Genomic DNA, 19,311 nt, shown 5'->3' with positions numbered 1-19,311 from the left:
AGCGCGACTCTAGCCGAGGTCGTAGGCGCTGTCGTCCGGCATGTCCACGGGAGCGGCCGTGGGCGATTCCACACCGCGAGTGAGCGTGCGCAGACGATCGACCAGCTCGGGGTCTTCGAGTTCTGGGCCCCGGCCGGGCGCTTCCTTGGCCACGATCTGGCTGGCGGGGCCGATCAGGAACTTCGCCCTGATGACCGCGCCGTCCGGCTCCTGCACCGGTATCTCCACGAGCTCCGCGCGCACTTCTTCACCCAGTGCACGCCCGTATGCCAGCAGCGCATCCGCGATGTCGTCCCCCGTGAGGTAGGCGTCTCCGCCGTAGATGATCGTCTGCATGATCCCGTTCTAGAGCAGTTCCCGCCGATCCGTCCGCCCCTTGCCCCGGTGTGGTGAGACTGATAGCGATGTGCGAATACAGACCGCGTGCCTCGTAGTGTGGAGTGCATGGCAGAACAGAAGACGATGTTGCAGACGGAGATCCGGGCTGACGGGGTGACCTATCTGCTCGCTCAGGACCAGGATCTCGACGAGCTGAAACGCCGCATCGAAGAAGCGATCACCACGGCCGGCACTTTCGTCGACTTCGTCGTGGTCGGAAACCGTCAGGTGAGCCTTCTGGTCACGCCCCGTTCACAGGTGTCCATCGCCAGGGCGACGGTGCTCTTCGACGCCCGCGACACAGGAGACGTCGAATTCCCCTACGGCGGACACTACGACCTGCTCTGACCCGGGGCGGTCAGGCGCCGGCCGGCTCAGAGCTGGTCGAGCACGAGTTCGCCCCGCGAGTTCAGCTGGTCCATCATGTGAGCGACGCGCGCAGGGTCGATCGGCTGCACGGCGGGAAGGTCGAACTCGAACACCAGCGGGATCGCAGGGTGCACCCAGATGGTCAGGCGTCCGGAGGTCGCTTCAGGCTTCGACAGCCAGGTCATCATGAAGCTCTCGTTGCGACGCAGCTTGGTGCCGATCACGATCTTCACGTGCGCCAAGACCGCGTCCTCGATCTCGATCGCCGGCCGCGAGCTGTTGTACTCCAATTTCCCCATACGAGAACTGTACGCTCAGCAGAACTGATCGCGCGCGCCCCATCCGCCGACCCAGGCCTCCACCCGCGGGTCCGGGCGCAGGAGATGCACCCCGTTCGCGGCGATCGTCCGGGTCTCGAAGCCCTCGGTCGTGCCCCATCGGGCGACTCGACGCATCGCTCGCCGCGAACGCAGCACGCCCAGCGACGAGCCGTCGGCATCGACGAGATCGACCGTGCCGACATCACCCGTGCCGAGGCCCGCGACGCACTCCACGGCCCAGGCCGACTCGAGCACCACGACCGGTCGGTCGAGCTCCCAGATCACCCGGGCGTCCGACTGCTCGTCGCCGACCACCACGCGCGGGTCCCCCGCGAATGCCGAGATCGTCGCATCAAGCATCACCCGCGCCCGGGGAAACGCGGCGAGGATCGAATCCACCGAGACGAACAGGGCTTCCGGGGTGTGCGCTCCGCGCAGTCGAACGACGAGGTCGGGCGGGTCTGGCAGCAGGCCTCGCGGGGCGGACCCGCCGACCGGAATCGACGAGACGAGCCTCAGCGTCTGGGCGTTCGCGCGCTCGAGTCCCGAACTGCTGCGCTCAGCCCACTCCGGTCCGTCGTGCCAGGCCACGGCTGTCGGCACGTGGGCCAGCACGGCGCCCGCCTGCCACATCCGATGAGCCCACTCCCAGTCCTCGCCGCCATAGGCCGAGAAGGACTCGTCGAACCCGCCGGTCTCGTCGAACAGCCGGCGGGAGCAGGCGATCACCGCACCGATGACGAACCGATATGACCGGTCGTCCGCGTCGAGCAGATCGCGGCTCCGGGCGTACTCCTGCGCGAGCCACGCCGGCTCGGGGAGTTCACGGTCGACCACAGCCTCGAGCACCGGCACCTCCGGAGCGATGCCCGAGAATTCGGCGTGCCGGCGGCGTCCGACCGTGACGGCCTCGGGAAGCAGGGCGGGAAGACGGGTGAGCGCGCGTACGTACCCCGGTTCAGGGGCTGTGTCGGCATCGAGGAAGCAGAGCACGTCGCCACTGCTCGCACGCACGCCGAGATTGCGCACGGCCGCGAGACGGAAACCGCGGTCCTCCTGTCGCACGAGGATCACCCCGTGCGGCACGCGGATGTCGCCCGAGGAACCGTCGTCGGCGACCACGATCTCGAGAAGCTCGGGCGGATAGTCCTGCATCGACAGGGCGGACAGCGTCCGCGCGAGCTCGGCGGGCTGCTCGTAATGAGCGACGATCACCGACACCTTCGGCAGGGTCTCGGGGTCGACTCCGTCGAGCGTGTCCCACCGGTTGCCGACGACCCAGGGCCGCCGCGTCACCAGGCCAGCCCTCCCCACCAGCGCAAGTACCCCTCGGCCGCCTCCGGCCATGCCATCGGCAGCCGCGTCAACCCGTGCCAGGTCGACTCCGGGTGCTCGAACGCCTGCCGCACCGCCACCGCGAGCTCGGGCTCGTCGACCGTCTGCAGTGTTCCGGGGCGCAGGGCCGCCATCTCGTCCATGTAGCGGTTGCTCACCGCGACAGGTCGCCGGCCCCAGCCGATCCACGACGCCAGCGAACCGGATGCCGACACGTGCCGATGCGCGATGACCGGCACCGACACAGCGCGGCCACGTCGCGCGATCTCCGCGTCGTCGAGCCAGCCCGTGACCTCAACGTCGACCCCGAGCGCACCCGCACGGAGGACGAACTCCTCGAGCTCGGCGGCGTGCCCGTCCGAGGCACGACCGAGGATCGTCATCCTTCCGATGCCCGCGTGCGCCGCTGCTCGGGCCGCCTCATCATGCCCCTTGCCGGGATAGAAGTACCCGAGCACGCCGACCGAGCCATCCGCCGGCATCCGTGGCGCGCCGGTCTCGAGGTCCACCGGCAGAGGGATGCTCACGGCCGGGCCCGACCAGACCGCCTCTTCGCGAAGCAGCGCTCGCTCGTGTTCGCTGTTGACCGCCACTCCTCGCGCCGCCACGGCCACGGCGGCGTAGGCCGCTCGTCGGCGGGGCAGATTGCGCTCCCCGTCAGACGCCTGCGGCACGTCGTGCAGAGTGACGCTGACCGCTCGACGCGCGGCGAGCGCGCCGAACGCCCGTGACGCCTCCTCGGGAGAAGCACCCCACAGCCGATCCGTGAAGTGCACATGCAGCGGGGCGTCCCCGGGTGCCGTTTCCAGATCGGCCGCGTCGATCGTCCGGATCGACGGCCGAGCCGCGCGCACCGCGGACGCCATGTCCCTCGCGTACATCGCGACGCCGTGGGTGCCGGGGTGCACGACGAGCAGCGGTGCGGCGTTCATCGTGCCCGCCATACATCGAGCAGAAGGGCGAGACGTATCACTGCGGCGTCGACGAACTCGGGGTGGGCTGTGTACCACTCGAGGTGCGCGGCCCGCACCTCGGCATCGTCGACCGTCGCCCCGTCGACGATCCAGTGCGCGCGCGGCTCGTCGGGCAGCGCCCAGGCCTCGATGACCTCGGGGTGCAGCGGCGCCCGCACCGAGTTCAACAGCGGCCGGCCGGGGTCGGTCGGGCCGCCCGCGTGACCGAGTGCCGCGAGCACGCGAGCCCCCAACGGCATCCACACCGCGTCACCCGGGTGGTTCACGGTGCGCGCATGATCGGCCGTGACCGAGTCGAAAAGGTCGGAGACCCGCACGTCCGCGCTCTGCTCGCGCACGCGCAGGGTGTCGATCGACGACGCACCCACCGCACGCACCTGATCGGGGGTCAGCGCGGCGACGACGGCGACACCGGCGACGGCGGCGAGCGTGCGGATGTCGTGATAGGCCACGACGGGTGGGTCGCCCTCGACGCCGGGCACGCGGATCGCGGCCTGGAAGGGATGCAGCCCTGCGAAGCGCACCGGGGGAACGGTCAGCACGCGGGCATCCGTCGCCGCGGCGATCTGTCGCGTGCCCAACGGCAGATCGCGATAGTCGTCGCGGATCGGCTGGCTCACCACGGTGTCGGCGGTGCGCACGACCTCATGCAGCCGCGCGGTGTCGTCCGCGGTCATCTCGTGCACGGCGGGAACGCGTACGAAGCGGTGCTCGGGGGCATCCATCACCATGCGCAGCGATTCGGCCTGGCAGTTGCCGAGCACGACGCCGAAACTCTCGGGAAGCGGAGCCAGCCCGTAGAACTCCGAGTAGTGTTGGCGGCGCGCTAGCACCAGGGAGCCAGCGGGCGCAACGCCCGTGCGCAGTTCGGGGGCATGGCTCATGATTCGAACGTACCCCCTCGATCGCATCTGATCGTGCGTCCCCATTGCTGCGCGGTCACCTCCGTCTTGCGATGCCCGCACGTCGTGCTGTGCCGCCAATGGAGAACCACATCGTCACCGAACCTGCCCTCATCCGCGTCGCCTCGATTCCTGCCGCCCACCCCTATGTGCGTGCGATCACCGACACACAGCGTGTGCGCGTGCTGCCCGACCCTCCTGTTCCCGGCGCGCCCGCCGACGTGTGGTGGCCGCCGGTGGCGCTCACCGCGCCGTGGCTCGATTCGCACGCTGCGGACTTCGACGTGCTGCATGTGCACTTCGGTCTCGAGTCGTTCTCGTCGGACGAACTGCGCGAGGCTCTCGAGACCGCGCACCGGCTCGGCCGCCCCGTCGTGTACACCGTGCACGACCTGGAGAACCCGCAGCTCGTCGATCAGCGACCCTACCGAGAACTGCTCGACGTGATCATCCCGTCAGCCGACCACCTCATCACGCTCACCTCGACCGCGGCCGCGGAGATCGAACGGCGGTGGCACCGCAACAGCCGGGTGCTGGCTCACCCCACTCTGCTCGACGGTGCCGCAGTGCCCGAGCGCACGGTCGACGAGACCCTGCGGATCGGAATCCACCTGCGAGACCTGCGCCCCAACATCGCCGCCGAGCGTGCGGTACGCGCGGCCGTCGACGCCGCCGCGCTGCTCGCACAGACGGGCCGGGCCGTCGAATTCGAGGTGCTGATGCACGAGCGCGTCCGCGATGACGCAGCGGCCGCGCGCGTGACCGCTGCGGCCGAGGATCACCCTTCGGTGCGGGTGCGACGCACCCCGAGGCTCAGCGACGCGGGCATCGATGCGTGGATCGGCGGACTCGACCTCTTCGTCCTGCCTTATCTGCACGGCACACACTCGGGATGGGTCGAGCTCTGCTACGACCTGGGGGTCCCCGTGGCCGGAACGGATGTCGGACACATCGGGTCGCAGCATCCCGATGACTTCTTCGTCATCGACCTCGACGAGCCGCAGACGCTGGTCGAGGCGGTGGCGCTCGCCTCCGATGCGCGCGCCACATCACCTCGCGCATCGCTGGTCGAACGGCGACGCTCCGAGAGAGTGGCCGAGCGTGAGGCCGTGCGCGACGCGCACGCCCGGCTCTACGCCGCGAGCGCCGAGATCCCGACGGGAGCACGCGCGTGATCGCTCGCGAGCGGTTGCGGGTGCTCGTCGTGGCCCCCGAACGTCACGCCCTGCGCCAGCCTCATGCCGGTGGGTTGGAAGCAGTCGTGTGGAACCGCGTGCGGTGGCTGCGCAGCCGTGGTCACGACGTGCAGCTCTGCGCGGCCGAAGGGTCGGACTTCCTCGGCGCCGACATCGACCTGCACCTGCCCAGCCCCCGATGGCATCAATCACGGGATGCGTCGGACACCGACTTCCCCGAGGGGCACCGTCGGCTCATGACCGACGCCTTCGCGCGGGTGCGGGATCGGCTCGACTCCCCCGAGACCCGCGTCGACGTCGTCGACAATCACAGCCTCCACGGGGATCCGATCCTCTGGAGCCGTGACATCGGCGTGCCGGTCGTCACCACGCTGCACACACCGCCCCTCGCCGACATGGTGATCGCCTCGAACGCGCTCGCCGGCTCGTCGCCGCATCGGTTCCTCGCGGTCAGCCAGTACACCGCCCGCTCCTGGTCGGTCGAGGGTGTCGAGGCGTTCGTCTTCACCAACGGCGTCGACACGGCGCAGTGGAGCCTGGGCGCAGGCGGCGGCGACTGGGTGTGGTTCGGACGGATCGTTCCCGAGAAGGCCCCGCACCTCGCCATCATCGCCGCACGACGCGCCGGGGCGCGCCTGAAGCTCGCCGGCCGCGTGGGCGACGCCGCGTACTTCGAGCGTGAGGTGCGACCGCTCCTCGGCGGCGGCATCGACTATGTCGGGGCCCTGCGACAGCCCGAGCTCTCGGCCCTCGTGGGGGCCGCGTCTGTTGCTCTCGTGACCCCGGTGTGGTCGGAGCCCTTCGGTCTGGTGATGGCCGAGGCGCTCATGACCGGCACGCCCGTCGCGGCGTTCGACTCCGGTGGCACCAGCGAGGTGCTGGCCGGAATCCCCGGCACCGCCATCGTGCCCGCCGCCGATACCGATGCTCTCGCTCACGCCGCCGCGTCACTGGTCGAGCAGTCGCGGCTCGGGCTGTCTCGTCGGGTCGTGCGCGAGGCGGCCTCCGCTCGCCACTCGCTCGATCACAGGCACCGCGAGATCGAACGGGTTCTCTCCGTCGCCGCGCAGAGCGCGGTGCCTGCCCACGAGCTCGTAGAGGCGGTCGGAGCATGATCGGCTGGTACGTGCATCATCACGGGTGGGGGCACGTGACCCGGATGCAGGCGATCCGCCCGCACCTCGACGATGAGGTGACGGTGTTCTCGAGCCTCCCCGAGCCCGAGTCCCTGGCCCCGAGGACGACATGGGTGCAGCTGCCCTCCGACTCCGATGCGGTGGTCGGGCCCGACGGAGTGCGCCGCGAAGCGCGCGAGCTCGGCGATGTCACGGCCCGCGGCACGCTGCATTGGGCGCCCGTCGGGCATCCCGGGCACCAGGCTCGTCTCGCGGCGATCGCGGAGTGGGTGGCGATCCGCCCCATCTCCGCGTTCGTCGTCGACGTCAGCGTCGAGGTCACGATGCTCGCTCGTCTGCTCGGCGTGCCGACGATCTCCGTCGCGCAGCCGGGCGACCGCACCGACGCTCCGCACCGTCTCGGGTACGATCTCGCCGACCGCATCCTGGCCCCCTGGGCTTCGGGCACGATCCCCGCGAAGGCCCTCGTCGGTCGCGAAGACCGCGTGCGACCTGTGGGCGCGATCTCGCGCTACGACGGCCGCGCTCGCACCGACGCAGACGACGGCGTGCACCGCGTGCTGTTCCTCGGCCTCGCCCTCGATCCGCTGCGGCTCGCGCAGACGATGGAGCTGCTGAGCGCAGACGGGTGGGCCGTCGAGAGCGCAGGGGCGGGCGTGGCCGATCGCGTCGACGATGTGTGGCCGCTGCTGTGCCGAGCTACGGTCGTCGTGAGCGCGGCGGGTCAGAACAGCATCGCCGACCTCGCGGCAGCGGATGCCCGAGCTGTGGTCATCGCTCAGGAGCGCCCCTTCGACGAGCAGGAGGACATGGCCCGCGTGCTGGCAGCGCACGGCCTCGCTCAGACCGTCTCTGCCGATGCGACGCCCGCCGAGATGGTCGACAGCATCCGACGAGCGGCCGACACCGCACCCCGCTGGGACGTGTGGCAGGTGGCGGGCGCCAGCGCACGCGCCGCGGCCACGATCGAGGAGCTCGCGCGATGACCACCCGTATAGCCGTCATCACCCCCGCATCGGTGAACCGTCTCGACCATCTGCAGCGCCAGCGCCGATTCCTCGACGAGGTGCGCATGCCGGGCATCGACGTCGTGCGTGTCGAGGCATCGCTCGACGTCGACGCACCGCCCGCCGCACCGTCGACTCTCTTCGCGCACGTGCCGCCGGGTCGCGACGGCATGCGCGTCGGCGCAGCGCGCAACGCCGCCGCCGCCCTCGCGCTGGATCACGGCGCCGACCTGCTGGTGTTCCTCGACGTGGACTGTCTGCCGGGGCCGGCACTGCTCGAGAGATACGTCAGCGCCGCACAGGAATACCCGCACGATCTGCTCTGCGGACCGGTGACCTACCTGCACAGCGTGCAGCGCCCGTCGACACCGCTCGAGCTCGACGCCATGACCCGGCCGCATCCGGCTCGTCCCCTGCCTCCGGAGGGCGCGGTGGTGACGGCGACCGATGACGAGTTCGACCTGTTCTGGTCGCTGTCGTTCGCGGTGACCGCTGAGGCGTGGACGCGTCTCGGTGGCTTCGACGAGGCATACGAGGGGTACGGTGCCGAAGACACGGACCTCGGCCGACGGGCTCGGTCGCTCGGCATGCGGGTGCAGTGGGTCGGCGGCGCGCACGCCTACCACCAGTGGCACCCGGCCGGCTCTCCGCCGTGGCGCCACCTCGACGACATCCTGCGCAACGGCGCTCTGTTCGCAGAGCGCTGGGGCGAGTGGCCGATGCGCGGCTGGATAGACAGCTTCGTCGAGGGCGGTGCGGTCGAACCCCACGGCGACGGATTCCGGCGCGTCGCATCGGACCGAGACGGCGACACGGCCACGCTCGGCCAGGAGCAGCCGAGCTAGGACAGCAGCAGCGGCAGCAGCGACACGACGAGTCCCACGAATCCGACGCCGGCGAACACGATCCCCAGAGTTCGGATGACGCGCCGTGCGTGAGGCGGTTCGCCCACCCGCGCACGGGCCGGATTGTTCGCACTCACGACGCCTTCGGCCCAGCCGTCCTCGGCGACGACGGCGACGGCGACGGCGGACTCGTGCCTGGTCAGTGGCCTCTCGTGAAAGTCGCCTCCGGCGAACCATCGTCCGATCAGCGACGAGTCACGCTCGATGACGGCGATCTCGATGGGAAGCCACGCCCCTTCGACGGTTCGAATGAGAAACGCCAGGAGAAGCAGCGGCAGACCGATGCCGAGGCCCACCCAGGAGAGCACCTCACCGACGAGAGCGAGAGTGTCCAAGACCTGCATCACCCCATCGTAGAGAGTGCAGCCCACCCTCAGCGGCGGATCCGCTAACCGCCGCGCGCCCCAGGCGCAAGGCCCTCTGCACACGCGACCGTCTCGCCTATCGTCGCCCATCAGGGGAAGGAGATCCGTGAGGACTCGCATAGAGATCGACGGCAGAGGCTTCGTGCTTCACGACGGTCAGCCCCTGCCCCCGATCATGGCGGAGATCGAGGCGGCCGCGTCGTCGTCGCCGGCGTTCGTCACCCTGCCTGCGGAGGGCCGGAGCATCAGCGCGCTGATCCGCTCGACGACGCGCGTGGTGATCTCGGTCGAGAAAGACGAGCACGTCGAACCAGACCAGGGCGCGTGGGATCTCCCGTTCGATGAATGGGAGATGTGACTCAGAGAGACCAGAGGCTCAGGTCACTCGACCGTCTCCGGGACGCGACACACGAAGCCAGCGGTAGCCGTACGCCGGCACTTCGAGTTCCACACGCCCCTTCGGGTCAAGCGCCAGGCGAGACGACTCGAGCAGGTCGACGAGAGTCGTGCCCTCGGGCTCGTCGGCCAGCCGGAACGAGGTGGTCACCGGCACCTCTGCGAAGTTGTGCAGCGCGATCATCCTGCCGACGTCGGCCGAGAGTGAATGCACGAGCAGCGACTCGGCTGGCTGGTCGATGACCTCGAACGTGCCCCATCCGAGTTCCGGGGAGATCCGATAGCTCGAGGCGAGAGCGCGGATGAAGTACAGGAGCGAGTCGCGGTCATCCAGCTGGTCGGCGACGTTCACGTGCTCCGGCGCATATCCGTCGGACGGCGGACGAGCCACGAGCCGACTGGGCGCGGCATCCGAGAACCCTCCGTTGCGATCGTCGGACCACTGCATCGGAGTCCGCACCGCCTCCCTGCCCGGGATCTCGATGTTCTCGCCCATGCCGATCTCTTCGCCGTAGAACAGCACCGGAGTGCCGGGCAGGGTGAACAGCAGGCTGTAGGCCATGCGGATGCGGCGTGGGTCGCCGTCGAGCATCGGCGGGAGGCGCCGGGTGATGCCTCGCCCGAACACCCGCTGCCGCTCGTCGGGCGCGAACGCCTCGAACACCTCCTGCCGCTCGCTGTCGCTGAGCTTGTCGAGGGTCAATTCGTCGTGGTTGCGCAGGAAGTTCGCCCACTGCACCTCGGCGCCGAGCACGGGGCGGGCGCGCAGCGCCTCGATCAGCGGGGCCGGATCCTTACGCGCGAACGAGAGGTAGAGCGACTGCATCCCGACGAAGTCGAACTGCATCGTGAGCTCATCGCCGTCATCGCCTCCGAAGTACTGCGACTGTTCGTCGTAGGGCAGGTTGACCTCGCCGAGCAGGATCGCCTCGCTCGACCGACGCTGCAGGAACCGACGGATGTCGCGGAGCAGTTCGTGCGGCTCCGGGATGCCTGCGCCCTCGGGGATCTCGAGGAGGAACGGCACCGCGTCGACGCGGAAGCCCGAGATGCCCAGCTGCAACCAGAACCCGATGACTTTGGCGATCTCGTCGCGCACGCGAGGGTTGGCGATGTTCAGGTCGGGCTGGTGCTCGTAGAAGCTGTGCTGATACCACTGACCCGACTTCTCGTCCTTGCCCCAGATGCCGTTCGCCTGGCCGGGGAAGACGGCATTCTTCTGGCCTTTCGGAGGAGCGTCGTCGCGCCAGACGTAGTAGTCCCGGTAGGGCGAGTCGACGCTGCGCTTGGCGGCGAGGAACCACGGATGCCGGTCGGAGGTGTGATTGATGACGAGGTCGACGATGACCCGCATCCCCCGATCGCGCGCGGTGCGGATCACCTCGACGAAGTCGCCGTGGCTGCCGAGACGCGGATCGACACCGTAGAAGTCGCTGACGTCGTAGCCGTCGTCACGGTCGGGGCTCGGGTAGAAGGGCATCAGCCACAGGCAGGTGACGCCGAGCTGCGACAGATAGTCGATCCGCTGCGCGAGGCCCTGCAGATCGCCGACCCCGTCGCCGTTCGAGTCGAGGAAGGTCTCGACGTCGAGGCAGTAGACGACCGCGGTCTTCCACCAGAGGTCGCTCGTATCGGTGATCTTCACAGTCGCTCCTTCAGTGCGGGGATGAGCTCGGATCCGGCGGCGGCGAGAAAGTACGACTGCTCGGTGCCCACGTGGTGCAGGTACACGCGATCGAATCCGATCTCCGCGAGGTCGGCGACGCGGCCGGCCAACGCAGTGGCATCGTGGTCGACCAGCACGGCCTTTCGCAGCTCGTCCTTGTCGAGGCCCGCCACCGCCGCCTCGAAGTCCTCGGGCTGCTCGAGATCCCACGTCTCCGGGGGTGAGAGCAGGCCGTTGGTCCACTGCTCGCGCGCGATCGCGAACGCGGCCTCGTCGCTCTCCGCGAGGCTGACGTGCACCTGCAGGATGCAGGGGCCCGTGCCCCCGGCGGAACGATAGGCATCGACGACCCGCTGGAGCGCGGCCGGCTCCTGGGCCACCGTCGCCAGGCCCTGCGCCCATGACGCCGCCCATCCCGCGGTCTCGGCGCTCACCGCTGTCGCGAAGAGGGGCGGCGGCTCGGCCGGCCTGCTCCACACTCGTGCTCGGTGCACGCTCACCAGGCCGTCGTGATCGACCTCCTCGCCATAGATCAGCCGGCGGATCACGTCGACGCTCTCGCGCAGTCGTTCATTGCGGATCTGCTTGGCCGGCCATCCGTCGCCCGTCACGTGCTCGTTGACCGCCTCCCCACTGCCCATCGCCGCCCAGAAACGACCCGGGAACATCTCCTCGAGGGTCGCGAACGCCTGAGCGATCATCACCGGGTGGTAGCGCTGCCCCGGAGCATTGACCATCCCGATCGAGAACTCCGTGCAGGCGAGCGCGGCCGCGATCCAGCTCAGCGCGAAACCCGACTCGCCCTGGGCCCTGGTCCACGGCGCGAGGTGGTCGGAGCACATCGCTCCGTCGAAGCCCGCGCGCTCGGCCGCGATCACCGCGTCGAGAAGCGCGCTCGGTGCGATCTGCTCGTGCGAGGCATGAAATCCGATGAAGACCATGCGCCGAGTCTTGCAACGAACGGGGCCGCACGGCAGTGGTGGACACTCCGCAGCGAGTCTGCGAAGATGCGCGGGGTTTGCGCGGAGGGTCGCTAACCCGTGGGTCCGACGACGCCGAGTTCGTACGCCAGGATGACCGCTTGCACGCGGTGGGGCAGGCCGAGCTTCACGAGGATGCGGCCGAAGTGTGCCTTGATAGTGGATTCGCTCAGGTGCATGGCCTTCGCGATCTCGGCGTTAGTGAGGCCGCGCCCGATGTGCACGAAGACGTCGCGTTCCCGGTCGGTCAGCACCGAGAGGGTATCGTCCTGAACCTGGTGGGTGCGGGGGGCCAGGTATGGCAGGGCGACTTCGATGAGCTTCGAGGTGATCCGGGGAGCGACAACGGCGTCACCCGTCGCGACCGTGCGGATCGCGGCGACGAGCTCGGCCGGTCGCGTGTTCTTGAGCAGAAACCCCGCGGCTCCGGCCTGCAGCGCCCCGAAGGCGAACTCGTCGAGGTCATAGGTGGTCAGCACGAGCACCCGGGTTCGTTGCAGCCGTGCGGTGAGATCGCGCGTCGCCTCGATGCCGTCCTTGCCGGGCATGCGCACATCCATCAGGATCACGTCAGGCCCCAGCGCGATCGCGGCGTCGACGGCTGACGCTCCATCGGAGGCTTCGCCCACGACGCGGATGTCATCCTCGGCCTCGAGCACGAGACGTAGCCCATAGCGGACCAGCTCCTGATCGTCAGCGATCAGCACGCGGATGCGAGCGGCGTGGGCATCGGGGGCCGTCATCGTTTCTCCGTCTGCAGTCTTACGAACACGCGCCAGCCTCCGCCCGGTCGGGGCCCGGCCTCGACGTGCCCGTCGTAGAACGCGGCGCGTTCGCGGATGCCGACCAGGCCGCGGCCCGGGTCGAGGATCGGTGGAGCCGGCGCCGACCGGTCCTCCACGAGGATCGACACGTCCTCGTCCGTGATGCTGATCCTCACCACGACATCCTGCACGTCGCGCGCGTGCCGCAGGACGTTCGTCAACGACTCCTGCGCGATGCGATAGACCGTCAGCCCCACCACGGCATCGGCGTCGATGACGCCCGTCTGCTCGAATCGAACCGGCAGACCCGCGATCCGCGACTCTTCGACGAGAGACGGAATGCGCTCCATGGTCGCCTGCGTCGGCTGACGGTCGACCGAGTCGACCGAGTCGCCCTCGCCGCGAACCGTCGTCAGCAGGCGCCGCATCTCGACGAGAGTCCGGCGCCCGGTCTCAGCGACCCGCCCGATCGCCCGGCGGGATTCCTCTGGCCGAGCGGCTGCGGAGGCCTGCGCCCCGTCGGCGACCGCGACCATCACGGCGAGGCTGTGGGCGATCACGTCGTGCATCTCCCGTGCGATCCGCTCACGCTCGAGCGCGGCGGCGATGTGCGCCTCATGGTCGCGCTCGCGGCGCATCTGCTCCGCCCGCTCCTCGAGTCCACGGAGCTCACGCCGTCGGTGGCCCACATTGAGCCCGACGAGCGTCGACATCAGCGAGACCCCGACAACGACTGTGGTGAGGCCGAGCCAGTCAAGGGGCCAGGCGTCGAGGTCCGCTCGCGGCGCGAGCCCGAGCAGCGGCGGACCGAGGCGCACTCGAATCGACAGCACCAGCGCAGCGAGCGTGCCCCCTATCGCGGCCGCGGCGAACGCCGTCCACGCCTGCCGCGGCCGGAGGTCGACCCCGCACCGGTACAGGGCCGCGACCGCGAGCACCGCTTCGGCGCCTGATCCGCCGGCGAACGACAGCGGGAGCAGGACGAGCACGGCGATGAAAGCCACGAGAGGATGCCGGCGCGAGACGAAGATCATCGCGATGCCGACGACGAACAGCGCCACGAGCGCCCACGCGGGTGTGGTCAGCGACGACTCCAGCGACAGGTACCCGAGGGCCAGCGAGGCTGCCGAGTACGCCCCGAGAGCCACGAGGTCGGATCGCCGCGGTGTCATACGTCTCTCTTGCGCAGTGCGATCGCGCCCGCGGTGAGCGCGATCGCCGCCCAGACCGACGCGATCAGCCAGCCGGCACCCACGCTGATGTGGCCACTCCACAGGTCGAGGAACGGACCGCCGTCCGCGCCGACCCGGCTCATCGCATCGCCCGCGTTGCCCAGCTGGGCGATACGCAGAGCGCGGGAGAGCAGCCCGTACGGAAGCAGCGAGGTCAGCACGGGGAGCAGCAGTGTGGCCAGGAAGACGATGATCGCTCCCGCGGTCGTCGATCGCACGAGCGCCCCGATGCCCACCCCGAACAGTGCGCAGAGTCCGAGGTACCCCGCCGAGCTGAGCAGAGCGAGCACGACTCCGGGTGCGGTGAGCGGTGCCGCGAGACCGAACTGCGCATAGATCGGCGTGGTGAGCACCCAGGCGCTGAACACCGTGATGAGGGCGGTCGCAGTGACGGTGGCGAACGCCACGACCGCCTTCGCGCCCAGGACGCGCAACCGGTCGGGCACCGCGACGAACGTGGGCTGAACCGAGCCCGATGCGTATTCGGCGCCGATCAGCATGACTCCGAGGATACCGGCGATGATCTGACCGAGGACGATGGTCGGCACCGTGACGTCGGCCATGGTGCGCTCGACCAGAAGCACCGACGGCGCACCCGATGACTCGAGCGTCGCGCCGAGGAACAGGCTGCCGCCGACCCCGATGACGAAGATCGCCGCGAGGGCGAGCACGGAGGAGGGCAGACTGAACAGCTTGATCCACTCCGACCGCAGTACGTGGGCGAACGCGGGGCGGCGAGTGCGCGCATCCGCTCGTCGGGGACTCGTGGTGAGGGTCATCGTCCGACTCCTTCGGTGGCGTCCTGCGCGGTCGCGCGGTATTCGGTGTCGTGAGCGGTGAGGGCGAGGTAGGCGTCTTCGAGCGAGCCCTCGACGGTGGCGATCTCGTAGAGCACGACGCCTGCGTCCGCCGCGGCACGCGCCACCTCCTCGGCGGCGACGCCGTCGATCTCGACCGCGCCATCCGGGTGCGTCGTCATGGTGACCTGAGGGCCCGCGAGGGTGCTCATGAGTCGCTCGACCTCTCTGGTCCGCACGCGCACCACGGACCGGGTCACACCCGCGACCACGTCGTGCAGAGGCCCGTCGGCCAGAATCGTCCCTCGGCCGATGACCAGCAGATGGTCGGCCGTCTGGGTCATCTCGCTCATCAGATGCGACGAGAGCAGCACGGTCTTTCCCTCCCCCGCAAGCTGTCGCAGTAGTCCCCGGATCCACAGGATGCCGTCGGGGTCGAGGCCGTTCACCGGCTCGTCGAGGATGATCGTCTGCGGGTCCCCGAGCAGACCCGCGGCGATCCCCAGCCGCTGGTTCATGCCGAGCGAGAATCCGCCGACCCGCCTGTCCGCCACAGCATCCAGTCCCGCGATCTCGATCACCTCACGCACGCGGGCGGCGCCGATGGCGTGAGTGGCCGCGATCGCCCGCAGATGCTTATAGGCGGTTCGGCGTCTGTGCGCCGAACGCGCATCGAGCAGAACGCCGACCTCGCGCAGCGGTGCGGGCAGATCCCCGTAGGCCCGACCGTTGACCTCCGCGGTGCCTGCGGTCGGCCGGTCCAAGCCGACGATCATCCGCATGGTGGTGGACTTGCCGGCCCCGTTGGGCCCCAGGAATCCGGTGACCGTGCCCGGTTCGACGGTGAAGTCGATGCCGTTCACGGCCACCTTCTCGCCGTAGTGCTTCGTCAGAGACTGAACTCGAATCATGTCGCGCCTTTCGTTCGCCTTCGACGCTACGAAGCACGGCGCGCGGGCACATCGGGCTGCAGTCCTGACCACGGCACTGAGGCAGTACCAGGGTCTACATCCGGAGAACGTGAGAGCTGGCGTCGCGCGGGGCCGTCGGGCAAGGCGCCCGAGCGAACGGGCTCGCGACTACCGCGTGGCGGACTCCCGCACGCGGAACCACAGAGTGAGCTCCATGATCGCCCGCCCGATCATGTCATGGTCTCCCACCCGGAGATCGTCGAAGGAATCGCGATAGCCGGTCAGCATCTTCGGCTCCGCGGCCACGAGCGACTGATAGCCCATCGTCCACTCGGCGAAGCGCCGTTCGTGCAGCGGCTCCTCGATCAGCACACGCACGTCCTCGTGACGGGGATCCCGGCCGATGATCTCCATCAGGCTCTCCACGTCCGACCTGGTTCCCTCCAGGATCTGGACGAACTCGCCGCCTCGGTAGAGCAGCATGCCGGTGATGTCACGAGCGCTGTTCCGGGCGCGGCTCAGCGCGAGCAGGTCAGCGAGCTCCTGTTCGCCGAACGGGTGCGTCGCGCTGCTGCAGTAGACGAGCGAGACGAGTGCGTGCTCGGCGGTCATCCGGCTTCCCCTTCCCGAGTCGTCACCGCGGCCATCGCTCGGTGGTGGTCTGCAAAATCGCCGATCGAGCGCGAGACGGCATCGAACGCACGCCACATTCCATCCGCCTGACGATCGACGTAGCCGAGGAAGGAGCCGTCCCGGCTGCCCACGTAGAAGCCGTCGGCCACGCTCGCCCACAGGGGTCGAGACGCGAGCGGCGATTGATCACCCATGCCTTCAGCGTACCTTCGCGACTCACGCCGGGGCTCGGCACGACGCCGAACGGCGCGTGAAGCGACCTCAGCCCTCTGGGAGGATGAACGACATGATCACGATTCATCTGCGCTACGAGATCGACCCCGACAAGCTCGACGACTTCACCGAGTACGGGCGCGCGTGGATCCGGCTGGTGGCGAAGCACGGGGGAACCCACCACGGCTATTTCCTGCCGAGCGAGGGCGACAGCGACGAAGCGTTCGCCCTGTTCACGTTCCCCTCCCTGGCTGAGTACGAGGTCTACCGCACAGCCTCGAAGACCGACCCCGAATGCATCGAGGCGTTCGACCTGGCACGCCGAACGCAGTGCATCCGCCGTTACGAGCGCCGCTTCCTCAGCCCCGTCTTCTCCGCCGACGCCGACTGAGGAGCATCTCCTCAGCTCGCCGCTGTCCCGAACGCGTGCAGGTCGAGCTCGACGCTCAGCGCATCGCACGCCGCTCGTCCACGCACGCTCGTGCCCTGCTCGTCGAGAGGCGGGCTGACGACCGCCGCGCCGAGTCGACCGGGCGCCGAGAGCACGATCGCGCCGGACACACTCGACTTCGCCGGGATGCCGACCTCGCGCATCCACCGCCCGGAACCGTCGTACACACCGCAGGTCGCCATGACCGAGATGACGTCACGAGCCACCCTCTGCGGGACGACGCGCTCCCCCGACACCGGGTTCACTCCCCCGAAGGCAAGAGTCGCACCCATGACAGCGAGCGCCTCTGCGTCGACCAGCACGGCGCACGCCCGCGCATAGACGGCGACGGCGTCGTCAGCGCTGACGTGCAGGGTCTCCTCGGCACGCATGAGGTGGGCGAGCGCATGGTTGCGGTCACCGAGCAGATGCTCGTTCCGCGCGACGCTCTCATCGACCTCGAGACGCCGCCCTGCGAAGGCCGACAGCCCCCGAAGGATCCGCTCGTCGCGCTCGTCCACGGTCCCTCCGTCGACGAGCGATGCCGTGAGCAGCGCGCCTGCGTTGACCATCGGGTTCGGCGGACGGCCGGTGCCACTCTCGAGCTTGATCGCGTCGAAGGCCTCCCCTGTCGGTTCGATGCCGACGAGGTCGAGCGCCTCGCCCCGGGTGTCGAGCAGCGCCAGGGCGAAGAGGAACGGCTTGACCGCCGACTGCACACTGAACGGCACCGCCGTCTGAGCGCTGGTGCGGATCGTCCCATCCGGCAGCACCAGCGCCAGCGCGCACAGGTCGACGTCTGCGTCGGCCAGTTCGGGGATGCTGTCATCCACCGCTCCACCCTGCTCGTGCATGACCCTCCGCCGGAGATCGTCGAGGTCGTAGCTTCGCGCGTCTGGTCTCATCAGTCCACAGTGACACGTGTCGTGCGGAAAGGAGAGAACGGTCGGCGGGGTTGACTTGCTGCAGACGGCCCACCTGACGGCGCGCCGGCTGTCACGTAGATCCGGCCGTTCTGCATCCGGTCGAGGCTCATTCGCCGGGCGCAGCCAGTTCTTTCCGGCGCAGGCGACGAGATGGCTCCGCGTCAGACGTTCGGCCAGTCGCTGGTGAGGTACGCCTCGACCGCGCGGTGCCGGAACGTATAGGGCTTGCCCCGGTCGATGATGCCGCGCACAGTGTCCAGACGCTGAGCCGTCGGCCCCACCTCGGTGACCTTGGAGAACCCCATCGCCTCTGCGATTCGGGTGGCCGTGCGCTCGGCGGCGGGCAGCTCGGCCATCGCCTGCAGCATCTGGCGCTCGCGTGCCGGAAGACGCTCGAGGATGCGCTCGACGTGTGCGGTCGCTTCCCGCTGTGCGCCTCGCCATCCTCGGCGGACCTGCTCCGAGGTGATCGTCCGGGTCGCGCCTGCATACCAGGCCTGCTCACCGGCGAGCTGGAACAGGAACGGCTCGCCGCGGCAGACGTCGACGACGAGACCCGCAGCGTCGGGCTCCATCCGCACGCGGGCCGTGCCGCCGGATCCATCCGAGACTTCCCACCCCTCGAGAACGAACTCCTGCAGCGCCTCGGCGAGGTCCTCCTCGTCGATGGCCGACAGCGTGGTGGTCTTGAAACGGCGAGCGAAGGTGGCGCCCTTGCGCGCGCCGGCCATGTCCTCGAAGTCCGGGAGTCCGGTGAGGTAGACGGCGATCGGCAGTGAGCGGCTCACGCGCGCACCTCCGGGAACTGCGACCTCGACCTCGTGAGTGAGAGCGTCTCCGAGCGCGATGAGCAGCTGCGAGAGCGCCTTCTCATCTGTGATGTTCTGGACCTCGTCGACGTGGATGAGCGCCATGACCCGGCCGCTGGCGATCGCGGCCAGGCCGACCTCGATGAGCAGCTCAGTGAGCGCCGTGTATGGCTCACGCCCGTCGGCGCCACGGAGCGTCAGAGAGATGCCGGAGACAGCGACCGCCTGGACACGTGCGATTGCGTCCCCGATGCGCTTCTCTCTCGAGGAGGAGAGGTCCGCGTCGTCCGCGAGCTTCAACACCGCCTCTGCGACGAGCTTCAGTGGATCGGCACCGGCGGGGATGCGCAGCTGGGGCGTGACCCAGTCCCCCGCACGGGATGCCTCCTGAGCGATACGGCGGACGAGAGTGGACTTTCCGAGGCCGGGTTCTCCGAGGATCGTTCTGCCTCGCTCGGGGAGACCCGCGAGCCTGCGCGGACGCACGACATCACGCCAGTCGCTCAGCTGCTCGGTGCGACCTGCCCATACGTCCGGGATCGTGTCGGAGCCGGGACTGAACGGGTTGTCGAGTGCATCACGCATGTTGATAACCTTATCAAATTGCATCGACTTGATAAGGTTATCGCGCTCCTCGCTTCGTGGGCACGCTCGAGCCCGCGTCACG

23 protein-coding genes are annotated in these 19,311 nt (G+C 69.2%); 7 read left to right on the top strand and 16 right to left on the bottom strand.

What is annotated here, in order from left to right:
- Positions 1–9: 9 nt before the first annotated feature.
- On the bottom strand, positions 10–336 hold the full coding sequence (locus QMA07_RS12455) for a hypothetical protein (RefSeq protein ID WP_290162317.1): 327 nt from the start codon (positions 334–336) through the stop codon (positions 10–12).
- Positions 337–444: 108 nt separating this feature from the next.
- Between QMA07_RS12455 and QMA07_RS12450 the strand changes: the two genes are divergently transcribed.
- On the top strand, positions 445–726 hold the full coding sequence (locus QMA07_RS12450; RefSeq protein WP_290162316.1) for a hypothetical protein: 282 nt from the start codon (positions 445–447) through the stop codon (positions 724–726).
- Positions 727–752: 26 nt separating this feature from the next.
- On the opposite strand, the gene QMA07_RS12445 is transcribed toward QMA07_RS12450, so the two are convergent.
- The 4 genes from QMA07_RS12445 to QMA07_RS12430 are packed head-to-tail and all read right to left on the bottom strand — an operon-like array spanning position 753 to position 4,260.
- A complete protein-coding gene (locus QMA07_RS12445; protein ID WP_290162315.1) occupies positions 753–1,046 on the bottom strand; it encodes a hypothetical protein in 294 nt (97 codons plus the stop codon).
- Positions 1,047–1,061: 15 nt separating this feature from the next.
- Positions 1,062–2,363, bottom strand: coding sequence for a glycosyltransferase (locus QMA07_RS12440; RefSeq protein ID WP_290162314.1), 1,302 nt, complete (start codon positions 2,361–2,363; stop codon positions 1,062–1,064).
- Positions 2,360–3,334 carry a hypothetical protein gene (locus tag QMA07_RS12435; protein WP_290162311.1) on the bottom strand — a complete coding sequence of 325 codons (975 nt, stop codon included), beginning with the start codon at positions 3,332–3,334 and terminating at the stop codon, positions 2,360–2,362. The genes QMA07_RS12440 and QMA07_RS12435 overlap by 4 nt, the downstream gene beginning before the upstream one ends.
- Positions 3,331–4,260 (bottom strand): WcbI family polysaccharide biosynthesis putative acetyltransferase, encoded by a 930-nt coding sequence (locus tag QMA07_RS12430; RefSeq protein ID WP_290162308.1) that lies wholly within the window; start codon positions 4,258–4,260, stop codon positions 3,331–3,333. Before QMA07_RS12430 ends, QMA07_RS12435 begins: the two co-directional genes overlap by 4 nt.
- A gap of 98 nt (positions 4,261–4,358) precedes the next feature.
- On the opposite strand from QMA07_RS12430, the gene QMA07_RS12425 reads away from it, so the two are divergent.
- The 4 genes from QMA07_RS12425 to QMA07_RS12410 are packed head-to-tail and all read left to right on the top strand — an operon-like array spanning position 4,359 to position 8,462.
- A complete protein-coding gene (locus QMA07_RS12425; RefSeq protein WP_290162305.1) occupies positions 4,359–5,453 on the top strand; it encodes a glycosyltransferase in 1,095 nt (364 codons plus the stop codon).
- Positions 5,450–6,589, top strand: a complete 1,140-nt coding sequence (locus tag QMA07_RS12420; RefSeq protein ID WP_290162302.1) for a glycosyltransferase — start codon at positions 5,450–5,452, stop codon at positions 6,587–6,589. Before QMA07_RS12425 ends, QMA07_RS12420 begins: the two co-directional genes overlap by 4 nt.
- A complete protein-coding gene (locus QMA07_RS12415; RefSeq protein WP_290162300.1) occupies positions 6,586–7,596 on the top strand; it encodes a glycosyltransferase in 1,011 nt (336 codons plus the stop codon). Before QMA07_RS12420 ends, QMA07_RS12415 begins: the two co-directional genes overlap by 4 nt.
- Positions 7,593–8,462 (top strand): galactosyltransferase-related protein, encoded by an 870-nt coding sequence (locus QMA07_RS12410; RefSeq protein WP_290162298.1) that lies wholly within the window; start codon positions 7,593–7,595, stop codon positions 8,460–8,462. The genes QMA07_RS12415 and QMA07_RS12410 overlap by 4 nt, the downstream gene beginning before the upstream one ends.
- On the opposite strand, the gene QMA07_RS12405 is transcribed toward QMA07_RS12410, so the two are convergent.
- Entirely contained in the window at positions 8,459–8,866 is a 408-nt protein-coding gene (locus QMA07_RS12405) for a hypothetical protein (protein WP_290162296.1), read from the bottom strand. The two genes, QMA07_RS12410 and QMA07_RS12405, sit on opposite strands and share 4 nt — an antisense overlap.
- A gap of 127 nt (positions 8,867–8,993) precedes the next feature.
- On the opposite strand from QMA07_RS12405, the gene QMA07_RS12400 reads away from it, so the two are divergent.
- Complete coding sequence (locus QMA07_RS12400; protein ID WP_290162294.1) at positions 8,994–9,245, top strand: hypothetical protein; 252 nt, start codon at positions 8,994–8,996, stop codon at positions 9,243–9,245.
- Positions 9,246–9,263: 18 nt separating this feature from the next.
- Here QMA07_RS12400 and QMA07_RS12395 read toward each other — a convergent pair whose 3' ends face one another.
- The 8 genes from QMA07_RS12395 to QMA07_RS12360 all read right to left on the bottom strand — a co-directional run bounded on the left by QMA07_RS12395 (position 9,264) and on the right by QMA07_RS12360 (position 16,460).
- Entirely contained in the window at positions 9,264–10,928 is a 1,665-nt protein-coding gene (locus QMA07_RS12395) for an alpha-amylase family protein (RefSeq protein ID WP_290162293.1), read from the bottom strand.
- Positions 10,925–11,890 carry a TIGR03885 family FMN-dependent LLM class oxidoreductase gene (locus QMA07_RS12390; protein WP_290162290.1) on the bottom strand — a complete coding sequence of 322 codons (966 nt, stop codon included), beginning with the start codon at positions 11,888–11,890 and terminating at the stop codon, positions 10,925–10,927. Before QMA07_RS12390 ends, QMA07_RS12395 begins: the two co-directional genes overlap by 4 nt.
- Positions 11,891–11,982: 92 nt before the next feature.
- Complete coding sequence (locus tag QMA07_RS12385; RefSeq protein WP_290162288.1) at positions 11,983–12,672, bottom strand: response regulator transcription factor; 690 nt, start codon at positions 12,670–12,672, stop codon at positions 11,983–11,985.
- Positions 12,669–13,865 (bottom strand): histidine kinase, encoded by a 1,197-nt coding sequence (locus QMA07_RS12380; protein ID WP_290162286.1) that lies wholly within the window; start codon positions 13,863–13,865, stop codon positions 12,669–12,671. Before QMA07_RS12380 ends, QMA07_RS12385 begins: the two co-directional genes overlap by 4 nt.
- Positions 13,862–14,704 carry a hypothetical protein gene (locus QMA07_RS12375; RefSeq protein ID WP_290162284.1) on the bottom strand — a complete coding sequence of 281 codons (843 nt, stop codon included), beginning with the start codon at positions 14,702–14,704 and terminating at the stop codon, positions 13,862–13,864. The genes QMA07_RS12380 and QMA07_RS12375 overlap by 4 nt, the downstream gene beginning before the upstream one ends.
- Positions 14,701–15,633 carry an ATP-binding cassette domain-containing protein gene (locus QMA07_RS12370; protein WP_290162282.1) on the bottom strand — a complete coding sequence of 311 codons (933 nt, stop codon included), beginning with the start codon at positions 15,631–15,633 and terminating at the stop codon, positions 14,701–14,703. Before QMA07_RS12370 ends, QMA07_RS12375 begins: the two co-directional genes overlap by 4 nt.
- 168 nt (positions 15,634–15,801) lie before the next feature.
- Complete coding sequence (locus QMA07_RS12365; RefSeq protein WP_290162281.1) at positions 15,802–16,245, bottom strand: BLUF domain-containing protein; 444 nt, start codon at positions 16,243–16,245, stop codon at positions 15,802–15,804.
- Complete coding sequence (locus QMA07_RS12360; protein ID WP_290162280.1) at positions 16,242–16,460, bottom strand: hypothetical protein; 219 nt, start codon at positions 16,458–16,460, stop codon at positions 16,242–16,244. Before QMA07_RS12360 ends, QMA07_RS12365 begins: the two co-directional genes overlap by 4 nt.
- A 92-nt stretch (positions 16,461–16,552) precedes the next feature.
- On the opposite strand from QMA07_RS12360, the gene QMA07_RS12355 reads away from it, so the two are divergent.
- Positions 16,553–16,870 carry an NIPSNAP family protein gene (locus tag QMA07_RS12355; protein WP_290162278.1) on the top strand — a complete coding sequence of 106 codons (318 nt, stop codon included), beginning with the start codon at positions 16,553–16,555 and terminating at the stop codon, positions 16,868–16,870.
- A gap of 11 nt (positions 16,871–16,881) precedes the next feature.
- Here the strand turns inward: QMA07_RS12355 and glsA are convergent, their stop codons facing one another.
- Both glsA and QMA07_RS12345 read right to left on the bottom strand, forming a co-directional pair.
- The gene (gene glsA, locus QMA07_RS12350; protein WP_290162275.1) at positions 16,882–17,814 is read right to left on the bottom strand and encodes a glutaminase A; all 933 of its coding nucleotides are present in this window, start codon (positions 17,812–17,814) and stop codon (positions 16,882–16,884) included.
- A gap of 182 nt (positions 17,815–17,996) precedes the next feature.
- Complete coding sequence (locus tag QMA07_RS12345; RefSeq protein WP_290162273.1) at positions 17,997–19,229, bottom strand: ATP-binding protein; 1,233 nt, start codon at positions 19,227–19,229, stop codon at positions 17,997–17,999.
- Positions 19,230–19,311 lie beyond the last annotated feature (82 nt).

Source organism: Microbacterium sp. APC 3901 (assembly GCF_030407765.1).
Lineage (GTDB): Bacteria > Actinomycetota > Actinomycetes > Actinomycetales > Microbacteriaceae > Microbacterium.
The sequence above is the reverse complement of the archived record's forward strand: the minus strand, read 5'-3'. Positions and strand labels throughout refer to the sequence as shown.